The 14,598-nt window shown below is 74.6% G+C and carries 13 protein-coding genes and 1 pseudogene; 4 read left to right on the top strand and 10 right to left on the bottom strand.

The window, feature by feature from the left end; translation table 11 throughout:
* The first annotated feature begins 1 nt into the window (after position 1).
* The gene (locus ACFFHU_RS20555) at positions 2-1,027 is read left to right on the top strand and encodes an adenosine deaminase (protein ID WP_377341280.1); all 1,026 of its coding nucleotides are present in this window, start codon (positions 2-4) and stop codon (positions 1,025-1,027) included.
* 210 nt (positions 1,028-1,237) lie between these two features.
* Here ACFFHU_RS20555 and ACFFHU_RS20550 read toward each other — a convergent pair whose 3' ends face one another.
* Positions 1,238-2,191 carry an NAD-dependent epimerase/dehydratase family protein gene (locus tag ACFFHU_RS20550; RefSeq protein WP_377341278.1) on the bottom strand — a complete coding sequence of 318 codons (954 nt, stop codon included), beginning with the start codon at positions 2,189-2,191 and terminating at the stop codon, positions 1,238-1,240.
* Between the two features lie 189 nt (positions 2,192-2,380).
* Here ACFFHU_RS20550 and pgi point away from each other — a divergent pair, with 189 nt between their 5' ends.
* On the top strand, positions 2,381-4,006 hold the full coding sequence (gene pgi / locus ACFFHU_RS20545) for a glucose-6-phosphate isomerase (RefSeq protein WP_377341276.1): 1,626 nt from the start codon (positions 2,381-2,383) through the stop codon (positions 4,004-4,006).
* A gap of 136 nt (positions 4,007-4,142) precedes the next feature.
* Positions 4,143-5,888 (top strand): serine/threonine-protein kinase, encoded by a 1,746-nt coding sequence (locus tag ACFFHU_RS20540; RefSeq protein WP_377341274.1) that lies wholly within the window; start codon positions 4,143-4,145, stop codon positions 5,886-5,888.
* A gap of 134 nt (positions 5,889-6,022) precedes the next feature.
* Here ACFFHU_RS20540 and trxA read toward each other — a convergent pair whose 3' ends face one another.
* The 9 genes and pseudogenes from trxA to ACFFHU_RS20495 all read right to left on the bottom strand — a co-directional run bounded on the left by trxA (position 6,023) and on the right by ACFFHU_RS20495 (position 12,766).
* Positions 6,023-6,364 (bottom strand): thioredoxin, encoded by a 342-nt coding sequence (gene trxA / locus ACFFHU_RS20535; protein WP_377341272.1) that lies wholly within the window; start codon positions 6,362-6,364, stop codon positions 6,023-6,025.
* Positions 6,298-6,756, bottom strand: coding sequence for a MerR family transcriptional regulator (locus tag ACFFHU_RS20530; protein WP_377341270.1), 459 nt, complete (start codon positions 6,754-6,756; stop codon positions 6,298-6,300). The genes trxA and ACFFHU_RS20530 overlap by 67 nt, the downstream gene beginning before the upstream one ends.
* Before the next feature lie 41 nt (positions 6,757-6,797).
* Complete coding sequence (locus ACFFHU_RS20525; RefSeq protein WP_377341268.1) at positions 6,798-7,493, bottom strand: RibD family protein; 696 nt, start codon at positions 7,491-7,493, stop codon at positions 6,798-6,800.
* An 11-nt stretch (positions 7,494-7,504) separates the two neighbouring features.
* Entirely contained in the window at positions 7,505-8,152 is a 648-nt protein-coding gene (locus ACFFHU_RS20520) for a GTP cyclohydrolase II (protein WP_377341266.1), read from the bottom strand.
* 117 nt (positions 8,153-8,269) lie between these two features.
* Entirely contained in the window at positions 8,270-9,217 is a 948-nt protein-coding gene (locus ACFFHU_RS20515) for a lysylphosphatidylglycerol synthase transmembrane domain-containing protein (protein WP_377341842.1), read from the bottom strand.
* 118 nt (positions 9,218-9,335) lie between these two features.
* Complete coding sequence (locus ACFFHU_RS20510; RefSeq protein WP_377341264.1) at positions 9,336-10,154, bottom strand: methyltransferase domain-containing protein; 819 nt, start codon at positions 10,152-10,154, stop codon at positions 9,336-9,338.
* 80 nt (positions 10,155-10,234) lie between these two features.
* Positions 10,235-11,320 (bottom strand): annotated as a pseudogene (locus ACFFHU_RS20505) (glycosyltransferase family 4 protein); the annotation flags it as partial.
* 68 nt (positions 11,321-11,388) lie between these two features.
* Complete coding sequence (locus tag ACFFHU_RS20500) at positions 11,389-11,787, bottom strand: 6-pyruvoyl trahydropterin synthase family protein (protein ID WP_377341262.1); 399 nt, start codon at positions 11,785-11,787, stop codon at positions 11,389-11,391.
* Between the two features lie 4 nt (positions 11,788-11,791).
* Positions 11,792-12,766: a zinc-dependent alcohol dehydrogenase gene (locus ACFFHU_RS20495; protein WP_377341260.1), complete on the bottom strand. Its 975-nt coding sequence runs from the start codon at positions 12,764-12,766 to the stop codon at positions 11,792-11,794.
* Positions 12,767-13,181: 415 nt separating this feature from the next.
* Here ACFFHU_RS20495 and ACFFHU_RS20490 point away from each other — a divergent pair, with 415 nt between their 5' ends.
* Positions 13,182-14,360, top strand: a complete 1,179-nt coding sequence (locus ACFFHU_RS20490; RefSeq protein ID WP_377341258.1) for an endo-1,4-beta-xylanase — start codon at positions 13,182-13,184, stop codon at positions 14,358-14,360.
* Positions 14,361-14,598: the final 238 nt, after the last annotated feature.

Below are 14,598 nucleotides of genomic sequence, written 5' to 3'. Positions count from 1 at the left end.
GATGGACGCCGACCTCACCGCCTTCATCGCCGGCCTGCCCAAGGCCGAGCTGCACGTACACCACGTCGGGTCCGCCACCCCGGCCACCGTGGCCCGGCTGGCCGAGCGGCACGCGGGGTCCACCCCGGTGCCGGCGGACGTCGACAAGCTCGCCGAATACTTCACGTTCACCGACTTCGCGCACTTCGTCGAGGTCTACCTGAGCGTGGTCGACCTGATCCGCGACCCCGAGGACGTGGCCACGCTGACGTACGAGGTGGCCAGCGAGCTGGCCGGCCAGCAGGTGCGGTACGCCGAACTGACGCTCACGCCGTACTCGTCGATCGCCCGCGGCATGGCGGCCGAGGCGTTCTGCGAGGCCGTGGAGGACGCCCGCGCGAAGGCGGCCCGCGAGCACGGCATCGAGCTGCGCTGGTGCTTCGACATTCCCGGCGAGGCCGGGGTGCCGGCCGGCGACGTCACCCTGGACGTGGCGCTGCGGCTGCGGCCGGACGGCCTGGTGAGCTTCGGGCTCGGCGGTCCCGAGATCGGCGTGCCGCGCGGCGCGTTCGCCGAACACTTCGCCGCGGCCCGCGCGGCCGGGCTGCGCAGCGCCCCGCACGCCGGCGAGTCCACCGGTCCGGAAACGGTCTGGGACGCGCTGCGCCACCTCGGCGCCGAACGCATCGGCCACGGCATCGCGGCGGCCCGCGACCCGGGGCTGCTGGCCGAGCTGCGCGACCGGGACATCGCGCTGGAGGTGTGCCCGACCTCGAACGTGTGCACCCGCTCGGTGCCGTCGCTGGCCGAGCACCCGCTGCCGGCCCTGGTGGCGGCCGGCGTGCCGGTCACGATCAACTCGGATGATCCGCCGATGTTCTCCACCACCCTCAACCGGGAGTACGCGGTGGCCGCCGAGCTGCTCGGGCTGGACCGCGCCGGCGTGGCCGAGCTGGCCCGTACCGGCGTCCGGTACGCGTTCCTGCCCGATGCCCGCAAGGCCGAGCTGATCGCCGAGATCGACGCGTACACCGCGACCGCCGGGTAGCGGGCGCCGCGGTCAACGGTCCGGCGGTAGGCCGCGGTCAGCGGCCCGGCGGACGGCCGCGGTCAGCGGCCCGGCGGACGGCCGCGGTCAGCGGCCCGGCGGACGGCCGCGGTCAGCGGGCCGGGCCGACCCGGGCCGCGGCCACCGCCCGCAGGCCGTGGTCAGCGGGCCGCGCCGACCCGGGCCGCGGCCACCGCCCGCAGGCCGTGGTCAGCGGGCCGCGCCGACCCGGGCCGCGGCCATCGCCCGCAGGCCCTCATCGAGGGTGCGGAACCGCGGTCGCCAGCCGAGTTCCCGGGCGGCCCGCTCGGTCGACACCCGCAGGTTCATCCGCATCACCGCGCGGGCGTACGGGACGGCGCCGAACAGCCAGCCGGGCACCCGCGGCGGCCGGGGCAGCCCGAAGGCGGCGGCCGTCCGTACCATCGCCTCGTTGAACCCGACCCGCGACCCGTCGGCGATGTTGTACGCCGCGCCGGGCCGGCCCCGCTCGACCGCCGCCAGCACCGCGTCGGCCGCGTCGGCCAGGTGCACCCAGGGGACGACCCGGCCGTCGTCCGGGATGACCGGGATCCGGCGGCCACGCAGCATGTCCAGGATGGCCTCGGTGGCCCCGCCGGGCCCGTAGAACAGCCCGAACCGCAGGGACACGCCGGCCAGCTCCGGCACATCGAAGATCAGGTCCTCCTTGGCCCGCATGCCGGCCAGGTGACGGTCGAACGCCGGGTCCGGATGCGGCCGCCCGAAGGGCGCGTCTTCGGTGAGCGGTCGGTCGCCCAGATCGCCGTACCCGTAGCCGAAGACCATGTTCTCCGCGACGAAGCGGTGGGCGCCGACCACCCGCGCCGCCGCCACCAGGTTGGTGGTGCCGGCGGTCCGCAGGTCGTCGGTCGGGTACATGTCGCGGTGCCGGATCGGAGGTTTCCGCAGCGCCGTGGCCGCGTGCACGACCGCGTCGGCGTGCCGCCCGTCCACGGCCCGCAGCAGGGCGTTGCGATCGAGAATGTCCGCCACGATGTCGTTGCCGGCGCCCCGGCCAAGGGACATCACCCGATGCCCGGCCCCGGTCAGGGCCCGGGTGACATGCCGGCCGAAGACGCCGGTGCCCCCGGCGAGGATGATGGTCAGCTCGGGGCCCGTGTCGGCTCCCTGGTTAGCGCTCATGCCACCCGGACGCCCCGCCAGCCCCCAACGTGACGGTGACCCCGGCCACCCCACCCACCCCGCCCGTGTCGATCATGGGACCACGGGACGGCGTTTGATCGGCCGGACCGGGGTAAGGCTCACCGGGACGGCTTGCCGCGGCGGCCGGTACGGTGCGAGAAGGACCCCGAGACCCAGGAGAGCGCCCGGATGGACGTCACCACCACGGCCGAGTGGCAGGCCCTGCGCAAGCACGCCGACAGCACCCGCGACGTACACCTGCGGGAGCTGTTCGACGCCGATCCGCGGCGCGGGGAGCGGCTCGCGGCGCAGCTGGCCGACCTGTACGTGGACTACAGCAAGAACCTCGTCACCGACGAGACGCTCGGGCTGCTCACCGGGCTGGCCGAGCGGGTCGGGCTGGCCGACCGGATCGCCGACATGTTCGCCGGCCGGCACATCAACTCGACCGAGGACCGGGCCGTGCTGCACACCGCGCTCCGACTGCCCCGGAACGCGTCGCTCGAGGTTGACGGCCAGGACGTGGCCGCCGAGGTGCACGGCGTGCTCGACCGGATGGCCGCGTTCGCCGACCGGGTGCGGTCCGGCCAGTGGCGCGGCCACACCGGCGAGCGGATCCGCACGGTGGTCAACATCGGCATCGGCGGCTCCGACCTCGGCCCGGTGATGGCGTACGAGGCGCTGCGGGCGTACGCGGACCGCGAGATCACCTGCCGGTTCGTCTCCAACATCGACCCCACCGACCTGTACGAGACGACCGTCGACCTCGACCCGGCCAGCACGCTGTTCGTGGTGGTCTCGAAGACGTTCGGCACCCAGGAGACGCTGACCAACGCGGCGCAGGCGCGCGACTGGTTGCTGTCCGGATTGGGCGGTGACGACAGCGCGGTGGCCAAGCACTTCGTGGCGGTGAGCACGAACGAGCAGCGGGTCCGCGACTTCGGCATCGACCCGGAGAACATGTTCGGCTTCTGGGACTGGGTCGGTGGCCGATACTCGCTGCCGTCCGCGGTCGGGCTGACGGTGATGGTGGCCATCGGGCCGGAGCGGTTCGGGGAGATGCTGGCCGGCTACCACGCGGTCGACGAGCACTTCCGGACCACCCCGATCGAGCGGAACGTGCCGGCGCTGCTGGGCCTGCTGAACGTCTGGTACAACAACTTCCTCGGCGCGCAGTCGCACGCCGTGCTGCCGTACTCGCAGTATCTGCACCGCTTCCCGGCGTACCTGCAGCAGCTGACCATGGAGAGCAACGGCAAGTCGGTGACCCGGGACGGCACCCGGGTGTCGTACTCCACCGGCGAGGTCTTCTGGGGTGAGCCCGGCACCAACGGGCAGCACGCCTTCTACCAGCTCATCCACCAGGGGACGAAGCTGATCCCGGCCGACTTCATCGGCTTCAGCGAGCCCAACCACGACCTCGACGGCATGCACGACCTGTTCATGTCGAACTTCTTCGCCCAGACCGCGGCCCTGGCATTCGGCCGGACGAAGGAGCAGGTGGAGGCCGAGGGCACGGCCGCGGAGATCGTGCCGCACCGGGTGATGCCGGGCAACCATCCGACCACCACGATCATCGGCCCGAAGCTCACCCCGGCCACCTTCGGCCAGCTGGTGGCGCTGTACGAGCACATCGTGTTCACCGAGGGCGCGATCTGGGACATCAACTCCTTCGACCAGTGGGGCGTGGAGCTGGGCAAGGTGATGGCCAACCAGCTGGCGCCGCTGCTCACCGGCGACGGCGACCTCGGCGACCTGGATTCCTCCACGGCCACGCTGATCGATCGGTATCGCCGCGAGCGCCATCGGCGGTGATCGTCCTGCCACCGAACCCGCGCCGGCTCCGGCGTGGGTTCGGGCAGCTCGACGGCGGGTAGCATCGGATCGACAGACCTCTGCGCATCCGCAACCGGCGAGGGGACCCCCGCCCCGGACAGGTGGTGGCTTCACGATGAAGGCTCTGCGCGCGGGCGACCTGCTGGCCCGTCGTTACCGTCTGATCGATCCGGTCGGCGCCGGCGGCATGTCGGTGATCTGGCGGGCCCACGACGAGGTGCTCGACCGGCTCGTGGCGGTCAAGGTGCTGGCCGCGGCGCTGGCCGCGGACGCGCGGTTCCGGGCCATGGTGCGCGCCGAGGCCCGCTCGGCCGCCCAGCTCGTCCACCCGCACGTCACGGCCGTGCACGACTACGGCGAGACGGTGGCCGCCGACGGCTCGGTCGTCGCGTTCGTGGTGCTTGAGCTGCTGTCCGGGGAGAGCCTGGAGGCCCGGCTCACCGCCGGGCCACTACCCTGGCCGGAGGCCGTCCGGGTGTGCGCCGAGGTGGCGGAGGCGCTGGCGGCCGCGCACCGGTTGGGCATCGTGCACCGGGACGTGACGCCGGGGAACGTGATGCTGACGGCCGTGGGTGCCAAGATGCTGGACTTCGGCATCGCCACCCGGGTCGACGCGCCGGACGACGACGACACGGGCGAAACCTTCGGCACCCCGGCGTACGTGGCCCCGGAACGCCTGGACGGCCGGCCCGCCCGCCCCACCGGCGACATGTACTCCTTCGGGGTGCTGCTGTACGAGACGCTCACCGGCCGGGTCCCGCACCCCGCCGACACCTGGGACGAGCTGGCCGCCGCGCTGGACCGGCCGGCGCCGCCGCTGTCGGTGCCCGGGCTGCCGCCCGCGGTGGCGGACGCGTGCCGGATCTGCCTGTCCCGGGATCCGTACGCGCGGCTCGCCGCCCAGCAGGTGGCCGGGGTGCTCCGCTCGCACCTGCCGGCCGGCTACCCGGTGCCGGACACCGCCCCCGCGGTAATGGCGGCAGCCGGCGGAGCGAGCACGCCCGGCGCGGCGGATGGCTCCGGCCCGGTGGCCGGGTCCGGCGCTCGATCCGGGGCGGCGGATGGCTCCGGCCCGGTGCCCGGATCCGGCGCTCGGTCCGGCGCGGCGGGCCTCGGCGGTCGGACGGACCTTGCCGGCGCGCTGGGCGCGGGCCGGGCGGACCCCGCCGCGGGCCAGGCGGCCGTGCCGGTCGCGTCGGATCCGCCGGCGGGGGGCGATACCTCGGGCGCTCCCGCCGCGCGGGCCGGCGGAGCGCCGAACGGGCGGCGGCGACTGGCGATGGCGGCCGGCGCCGCCGTAGCGGTGCTCACGGCGCTGGGACTGGCGCTGCTGGCCCCGCGACTCGACCCCGATCCGCCGGTGGCGGGCCCGGGTGGGCCGTCCAGCGCCGGCGCCGGCACGGCGAGTCCCGGGCCGGCGCCCGATCCGGCGGCCACCGGCGGGACTGGCGGGCCGGCGGCCACCGGCGGGACCGGCGAGCCGGCGGCCACCGGCGGACCGGCGTCGACCGACCCGACCGGCGCCGTCCCGCCGGCGGAACGGTCGGCGCCCTTTGCGCCGGCCCCCACCGATGCCGCAGTCCGGGGAGACGTGCCCGCGGCCGTCCGGGCGTTCACCGACCTGGTGGCCGTCGGGGTGGCCCGGGGCGGCATCCGCGGCGACGCTGGGCAGGATCTGGCCCAGGTGGCCGCCCCGCTCGGCACGGGCACCTCCACGGACGTGGACGCCGGGGTGCGCAACCTACGGCAGAAGGTCGCCGACCGGAGCCGCGAGGGAGCGATCAGCGACCGCTTCGTCCAGCAGCTCGACTCGGGCCTGGATGGGATCGCCGCGGCCGGCCGCGCCGCCGGCGCCGGCTAGACCCGCGACCGGCCAGACCCGCGCCCGACCAGATCAAGGACCGGCCAGACCCAGCATCGACCAGACCCAGGACCGACCTTTTTGTCGCCTCCGGTCGGGTGACGCCGGGTAGCGGCGCCCGGCCGGGCGGCCGGTCAGCCGGCGTACCGGTCCAGGAAGTTCCGCAGGTGGCTCTTCGGCCGCGCGCCCACCAGCGACCCGACGACCTCGCCCTCGCGGAACACCAGCAGGGTGGGCAGCGACATCACGCCGTACGCCCGGGTCGCCGCCGGGTTCTCGTCGGAGTTGAGGGTCACCACCCGGACCCGGCCGGAGAACTCTCCGGCAAGCTCGGTGAGGCTCGCCGAGATCGCCTTGCACGGCGGGCACCAGTCCGCCCAGAAGTCCACCAGGACCGGCAGCTCGCTGTTCAGCACCTCCGCGCCGAAGGAGTCGTCGGTGACGACGGGGATGGCGGTGTCGGTTCGGTTCGGCATGGGTCCTCCCGGTACGCGATGGCATGGTCGAGCTGGGTCCGCAACCGTCGCCGGACCCCGTCCAGCCGATCGAGGCAGGCGTCCACCTCGGCCAGCTTGCGCCGCAGCATGGCCACCGAGTCCGGGCAGACGTCCCCGGAGGTGTGGCCGGCCCGCAGGCAGGCGACGAACGGGCGGATGTCGTCGAGGTCGAAGCCGACGGCGAGCAGCGCCCGGATCTCGGTGACGATCCGCAGCTCCGCGTCGTCGTACCGGCGGTAGCCGTTGGTCGTGCGGTTGGCCCGCAGCAGTCCCTGCGACTCGTAGTACCGCAGCGCCCTGGTGCTGGTGCCGGCCCGCTCGGCCAGCTCACCGATCCGCATCCGCTCCCCCTCGCCGCGCTCGCCAGTCACGCTAAACCTTGTCGCCGGTGTCAAGGCAAGCGTGCCCGGGGTCAGTCGCCGCAGCGGTCGGAGAGCCCGTAGCGGAGCAGCACCACATCGCCGATCTGCCGGACCTCGGTCAGCCGGGCCCGCCGCTCCGAATGCCACGGGAACCGGCCGTCCCGGACGAACCGGGGCGCCCGGCCGTCGCCCACGAAGAAGGGGGCCACCACCAGGTGCAGCTCGTCGGCCAGCCCCGCCATCAGGAACTGGGCGTGCACGCGGCCGCCGCCCTCGACCATCAACCGGCGTACGCCCCGGTTGCCGAGGTCGGCGAGCACGGCGGCCGGGTCGACGGGGTCACCGGCCGCCACCACGGTGGCCAGGCCGGCCAGCCGGTCGCGGGTCCGCTCGGCGACCGCCGGCGGGCAGTAGACCAGCCGCTCGGCCTCGCCCTCGGTGAAGAACCTGGCCGCCGGGTCGAGGTCGCCCCGGGCGGTGAGCGTCACCTTGGCGGGCGAGGCCGGCAGGCCGCGCGCCACCCGGGTGGCGCGCCGGTCCGGATCGCGGATCAACAACCGGGGGTTGTCCCGGCGCACGGTCGCCGCGCCGACCAGGATGGCGTCGCATCCCGCCCGGACCTCGTCGATCCGGTCCAGGTCGTCGGCGTTGGACAGCATCAACCGCTGCTCACTGGCGTCGTCGATGTAGCCGTCGATCGAGGTGGCGCAGCTGAGCAGGACGTACGGCCTGGCGGTCGCCGGCACGTCGGGCCGCTTCAGCGCGCCGACGGCACGTCGGACGGGCGGGCGTGGTGGCTGGCCTTGGCCGCCAGGTAGCCCGCGTTGGCCTCGGACAGGTAGATGCCGGTCGGGACGCACCCGACGACGCTCACGCCCAGCCGGGTCAGCTGCTCCGCCTTGTCCGGATTGTTGGTCAGCAGCCGGACCCGCTGCGCGCCCAGCGCCGTGAGCATCTGCGCGGCGGTGGTGTAGTCCCGCTCGTCCGCGCGGTGGCCCAGCGCCAGGTTGGCCTGGTAGGTGTCCAGCCCGGTGTCCTGCAGCGCATACGCGTCGAGCTTCGGGTAGAGCCCGATCCCCCGCCCCTCCTGGCGCAGGTAGAGCAGGAAGCCGCCGGCGTCGGCGATCCGCTCCACGCCCTCGCGCAGCTGCGGACCGCAGTCGCAGCGTTGGCTGCCGAAAACGTCCCCGGTGAGGCATTCGCTATGCGGCCGGACCAGGGGCGCCTCGTCCGCCTGCCGGTCCAGCGCCGCCCGCCACTCACCCAGGCCGAGCGCCAGGTGTTCACGGCCGTCCACCAGACCGTCGAAGGAGAAGACCCGCGCCTCGGTGGCGTATCCGTCGGGGAACTGGAGGGGCACCGTGACCTGCGTCCGGATCGAGGCGATCGGCAGTGCGTCGGACATGTGGCTCCTGACCTTGAGGGGTAATGCCGTTCCACCCTATTGCGTGGGTGTGACGGGCGCCCGTGGTGCGGGTGCGACTGTGACAGACGCCCGGGGTTAGGGAGGTGACACCCAGCGCTACGGGGTGGCCGGGACCGGCACCCGCAGCCGCCGCGCCACCAGCACGGCCGCGCCGGGCAGGCTGGAGACCAGCACCAGCGCCCCGTACACCATGGCGGTGGCCACGCCCTGGTCGGCGGTGAGGCCGGCGGCGGCGAACGCCCAGGCCGCCACCCCCTCCCGCGGGCCGAAGCCGCCGATGTTCAGCGGTAGGCCCATGGCGACCAGGGCCAGCAGCGTCAGCGGCACCAGCCGGGACAGCGGGGCGGTGGCGCCGGCCGTCCGGGCGGCGACCAGGAACGTGGCCAGATGGCCGGCCACCACCACGGCTGAGGCCAGCAGGACGCCCAGCCAGGTGCGCCGGGCCAGCAGCCCGGCGCGGACGTCCGCCACCACGGTCCGCAGCGGCCGCGCCCAGCGGGCCGTGCCGGGCCGGGGCAGCGCCCGGGCCACGACCGCGCAGACCAGCACGCCGGCCAGGGCCACGGCCAGCACGACCGGCAGGTACCGGCGGACCGGTGACGGGAACGCGAGCAAAATCACCACCGAGAGCACGACCTGAACGAGCTGCCCGGCCGTCCGCTCCCACACCACGGCCCGGATCCCGCGGCCCACGTCGCCGACGTCCCGGCCGTGCCGCACCGCGCGGTGCACGTCCCCCATGACGCCGCCGGGCAGCGTGGCGTTCAGAAACACCGACCGGTAGCAGTGCGCCACGGCCGTGCCGAGCGGCAGGCGTACGCCGAGGCCGCCGGCCACCAGGCTCCAGCGCCAGGCGCAGCAGACCGTGGTGAGCGCGCCGATGCCGAGCGCCGCGGCCAGCGCCGGGCCGTTGATCAGCCGGAGGCCGGTCAGGAAGGGTCCGGTGCCGAGCCACCACAGCAGCACGCCGAGCATTCCCAGCCCACTGAGGGTCCTGGCCCATGGCCAGATCCGCCGAGCCATGCCGACCGCCGGCCTGAACAGTGTGCCCGTACCGTTTCGCACCCGGATCCTCCCTGCAAGAACGTCCCCCCGCCTGTACGCAGCGGACGCCGTTCGGGTTCATTCCGGGCAGGCACGCCGTTGCGAAGGGACCCTTCCCTCAGCCGGCCAGGAGGTCGGTGTGCGGGACCGTCACGCGCAGTTGGCCGGCGGTTGCGGCCGCGAGGCGGCGTTCCGCGTACGCGGTCGCCGGTCCGCGCAGGTCCGGACGCTGCTCGACGGCGGCCGCCAGCCAGCCGGTGAACCATTCGGCGATCAGCGGGGCTTCGGCCGGGCCGAGCCGCCACGGGCTGGGCCGGCGCCGCACCGGCACGCCGTGCCCGGCGAACGCCTCGGCGCAGACCCGCGCCGCGTCGGGTCCCAGCAGGTCACGGCCGGCCACCGTGCGGCGCTGGTGCTCGTTGAACGCCGCGTCGATCTCCGCGTCCAGCGGGTCGACCGGGTCGAACGCCACCCCGCCGGTGACGGTGATCATGAACAGGGCGGGGCAGCCGGCGCCGGCGCAGGCCGCCGCCACCCGGCGTACCTCCTCGGCCGTGAGCATGTCCAGCAGCGCCGAGTTGGTGACCAGGGCGGCGCCGGCCAGGTCGGCGGGCTCGAGCCGGCTGATGTCCCGCTGCCGGACCTCGGCGGTGACCGCGGCGCCGTCGGCGGCCCGGTCCACCATCTGCGCGGCCGCGCGCGCCAGCAGCCCGGCGTCCTGGTCATAGAGCACCCAGTGCTGCGGTCCGGGCAGTCGCGGGGCCAGCCAGCGGCCCATCGAACCGGTGCCGGTGCCCAGGTCGTGGATCGTGATCGGTCCCCGGCCGGCGAACCGGTCGCGCAGGTCGGCCACCAGCTCCGTCGAGCGGGCCGCGGCGTCGGCGGGTTCCCGGAGCCGCAGCCAGGCCGCGAAGTCGGGCGGGAGCGAGGTCGTCATGCGGGATTCTCCTTCGTCGGCGCGGCCGCGGCCGGCGCGGCGGCGTTCGGCCCGGTTGACGCGGCCGGCGCGGCCGCGGTGAGCGCGGCCGCCACCCGGTCCGCGGTGTCGGTCCAGCCCGGCAGGGTGTCCCGGCGGTCCCGGGCGGAGCGGCGCAACCGCCGCCGCAGCTCGGCGTCGCCGAGCCAGCGGCGCAGGGCCGCGGCCAGCGCGGCCGGGTCGTCCGGCCGCACCAGCAGGCCCGGCCGGCCGCCGTCCGGCGCCCGGCCCAGGGCCTCGGCCAGCCCGCCGGCCGCGGTGGCCAGCACCGGGATGCCCCGGGCCAGCGCCTCGGTCACCACCATGCCGTACGTCTCGCCGCGGGACGCCAGCACCAGCAGATCGGCCTCGGCGTACGCGCCGGCCAGCGCGGGCCCGGTGAGCGGGCCGGTGAGCCGGAAGCGATCGGCCAGGCCGCGCTCCCGAGCCCGGGCGCGGATCCGCTCGGCGAAGTCCGGGGCCCGGCTGAGCGAGCCCACGCAGTCGCAGCGCCAGGCCGGGTCGGGCACCCGGGCGAGCGCCTCGACGAGGACGTCGTGGCCCTTCTGCGGAGTGACGGCGGCCACGCAGAGCAGCCGGTCGCCGGTCGCCGACCCCGGCGCGAGCGGTCCCGGATCCACCCCGGGCGCGGCCACCCGGACCCGATCCGCGGGCAGCCCGTACCGGTCGATCAGGTTGGCCCTGGTCCACTCGCTGACGGCCACCACGACGGCGGCCGTGCGCAGCGCGGCCGCCTCGGTGAGCGGGTCCGCCGGCGCGGCGTCGACCGCCGAGGACAGCGGCATGTGCACCAGCAGCACCAGCCGTAACCGGTCCGCGTGCGGTGCCAGCACCTCCGGCACGGCCGACCCGACCAGCCCGTCGACCAGCACGGGTACGCCGTCGGGCAGCCCGGCCAGCAACCCGGCCAGCCCGGCCCGGTCCGGCCCGGTCGGCCGGGGCCAGGACCCGGGCACGGCGTGTTCGTGAACGGTCCAGCCGGCGGCCGCGAGCCCGGCACAGACCCGCCGGTCGTACCTGTTGCCGCCGCTCGGGGTGGCGGGATCGTCGATGTCGCCGGGCAGCACCACGTGCACGGTCCCGGCCGGCACGCCGGCCGGTCGGCGGCCCCCGGCCCCGGTTCCCACCGGTCCTCCGGTCCCGCCCGGTCCTCCGGTCCCGCCCGGTCCGCCGGCCGGGGTGGCCGTGGGCACGCTCAGAGGGTCCGCTCGTAGCTCGCCCAGGCGATGTGCGACTCGTGCAGCGTGACGGTGATCCCGGCCAGCCCGCGCGCCGACTCGCCGAGGTCGCCCGCGTGCACCCGGTCGGCGAGCCGGTCGGCCACCGTCCGGGCCAGCACCTCGGTCGTGGTGTTCACCCCGGCGAACGCCGGCTCGTCGTCGAGGTTGCGGTACGTCAGCTCGGCCAGCACCGCGTGCAGTTGCTCGGTGGCCAGGCCGATGTCCACGACGATCCCGTCGGCGTCCAGGTCGGGCCGCCGGAACGTCGCGTCCACCACGAAGGTGGCGCCGTGCAGGCGCTGTGCCGGCCCGAACACGTCGCCGCGGAAACTGTGGGCGACCATCATTGAGTCGCGGACCGTCACGCTGAACACGCGATCACTTCCCGTCATAGGTGATGAGATGGCAGAGGGCGGGCAGGTCGCCCGAGGCGAGCCGGGCGAGCGTGTCGGGCAGTTCGGCGTACCGGGACCGCCCGGTGAGCAGCGCGTCGAACCGCGGATCGGTGAGCAGGTCCAGCGCCAGGGCCAGCCGGTCGGCGAAGGTCCGGCTGGCCCGCCGGGGCGCCACCGTGCCGACCTGGCTGCCCCGGATGGTGAGCCGACCCGAGTGGAACGCCCCGCCCAGCGCCAACTCGACCGTCCGGTCGCCGTACCAGCTCAGCTCCAGCACCGTCCCCTCCGGCGCGAGCAGTTCGAGCGAGCGTTGCAGCCCGGCCGCGCTGGCGCTGGCGTGCACGACCAGGTCGCGGCCGCCGGCCGCCGCGTCCGGGGCCGCGAAGCCCACCCCGAGGGCGGCGGCCACGCCCGCGCGGTCGGGATCGGTGTCCACCAGCTCCACCCGGACCCCGGGGAACCGGGCCAGCAGAGCCGCCACGCTGCAGCCGACCATCCCGGCGCCCACCACGGTCACCCGGTCGCCCACCAGCGGCGGGCAGTCCCAGAGCGCGTTCACCGCGGTCTCCACGGTGCCGGCCAGCACCGCCCGTTCCGCCGGGACGCCGTCGGGCACCGGGACCACCGCGTCGGCCGGCACCACGTACGCGGTCTGGTGCGGGTGCAGGCAGAAGACGGTACGCCCGAGCAGCCGTGCCGGCCCGGCCTCGACGACGCCCACGCTGAGGTAGCCGTACTTCACCGGGGCCGGGAAGTCGCCCTCCTGGAACGGCGCGCGCATGGCCGCGTACTGGCTCTCCGGGACGCGGCCCGTGAAGACCAGTGTCTCGGTCCCCCGGCTGACCCCGCTGTAACGGGTGCGGACGAGGACCTCGTCGCGGCCGGGCGCCGGCAGCGGCACCGGGCGGATCTCCCCCTGGCCCGGCGCACGCAGCCAGAAGGCGGACGCCTCACCCATGCCGCCTCCTCCGTTCCGCAGCGCCGGCTTCCGTGGCCGACCCACCTCGTACCCGATCACCCGGTCGGGCGGCTCGACCGCCCGGCACCGGCCCGGCCATCATGACCCGGCCCACCGGCACGACCGGCCGGGTCGCTGATCATAGCCACGCGGGTGGCCGGTCCCCGGTTCGAACCGGTCAAACGTGGGATTCCGCATCCGCCGCCCGTCGCTTGGTCCTCGGCTGGATGACGGAGCTGCCGCGTATCCGCCGGCGGTTCCCTTGCCGGCCGCCGGTTGACCAGGCAGATCGACGCTCGTAGTGTTTCGAGAACATCTCGGAAACTTCTCGAAACTTTCGACCACTCGAGGAGCGTCGCTCGTTGTCCGGGCCCCGTCGCGAGCCGTCGACGGCGTACCGGCGGAAGGAACGCACATGAAGCTGAGCCGGTGGGTAGCCACCGCCGCGGTCGCCGTGGCGACCGTCGCCACCCTCAACACGCTGCCGGCCGCCGCCGGCCGCCAGTACGACCCGACCGACCAGAGCCTGCGCAACCTGGGCCTGCGGCACAACCTGTACCTCGGCACCGCGGTCGACATGGCCGCGCTGGACGACCCCGCCGACCCGAGGTACCGGCAGATCGTCGGCTCCGAGTTCTCCACCGTCACCGCTGAGAACGTGATGAAGTGGGAGAGCCTCGAGCCCACCCGCGGCAGCTACGACTGGGCGGCGGCCGACGAGCTGGTGACGTTCGCCCGCCAGCACGACCAGCGGGTCCGCGGGCACGTGCTGGCCTGGCAGAACCAGCTCCCCAAGTGGCTGACCGACGGCGTGGCCGACGGGTCCATCTCCAACGCGCAGCTGCGGGACCTGCTGCACAAGCACATCACCGACGTGGTCACGCACTTCCGGGGCAAGATCTGGCAGTGGGACGTGGTCAACGAGGCGGTGAGCGACCCGTGGGACACCCCGCCGACCCTGCACTACAAGGGCTTCTGGGCCGAGCACCTCGGCCCCGACTACATCGCCGACGCCTTCCGGTGGGCCCGCGCGGCCGACCCCAAGGCCCTGCTGTTCTACAACGACTACAACATCGAGGCGTTCGGCTCGGGTGATCCGGCCAACGACAAGACCCAGTTCGTGTACGACATGGCCAAGGGTCTGCTGGCCCGGGGCGTGCCGATCGACGGCATCGGCAGCCAGGGCCACCTCGGCACCCAGTACGGCAACTACGACACCCTGCAGGTGGTCGCGGCGCTCAAGAAGTTCTCCGCGCTGGGGCTGGCGACGGCGTTCACCGAGGTCGACGTGCGCAGCGAGGTCACCGAGGGGATGGGGTCCAACGAGATCAACCCCCGACTGCAGGCGTCGGCCGCCAACTACCACGTCCTGCTGCAGGCCTGCCTGGCGGACCGGCACTGCCTGTCGTTCACCGTCTGGGGCTTCACCGACAAGCACTCCTGGGTGCCGGGCACCTTCACGAACGAGGGCCTGGCCAACATCTACGACGAGAACTACCAGCCGAAGCGCGCGTACAACGTGCTGCGGGGTGACCTGATCTACGCCGGCCCGCCGTACGTCCTGCCGCGCGTGCCGCAGAAGCCGCGCCGGTAGGCCCCGCGGCGTCCCCCGCGCCCGGCCCGGCTCGTCCCCGACCCCCGACCCCGGTCCCGGCGTTAGGCCCCCCGGTCCCGGCGTTAGGAAGGGCCCCCTCCTATACAAAAAACGGGTCTACTGACGTTGTCGTGGGTTCATGGTCGTCCGGGTAGGGGTGGGCAGAGGCCTCCTCGGCGGAGCATGGCCATGGTGATGAGGGCTTGTGGGTTGTGGTAGCCGTAGCCTTGGCGGGTCA

Origin of the sequence: Plantactinospora siamensis, from assembly GCF_042434095.1 — a bacterium.
Lineage (GTDB): Bacteria > Actinomycetota > Actinomycetes > Mycobacteriales > Micromonosporaceae > KBS50.
Note: the sequence above shows the minus strand (reverse complement) of the source record. Positions and strands in the feature narration are given on the sequence as shown.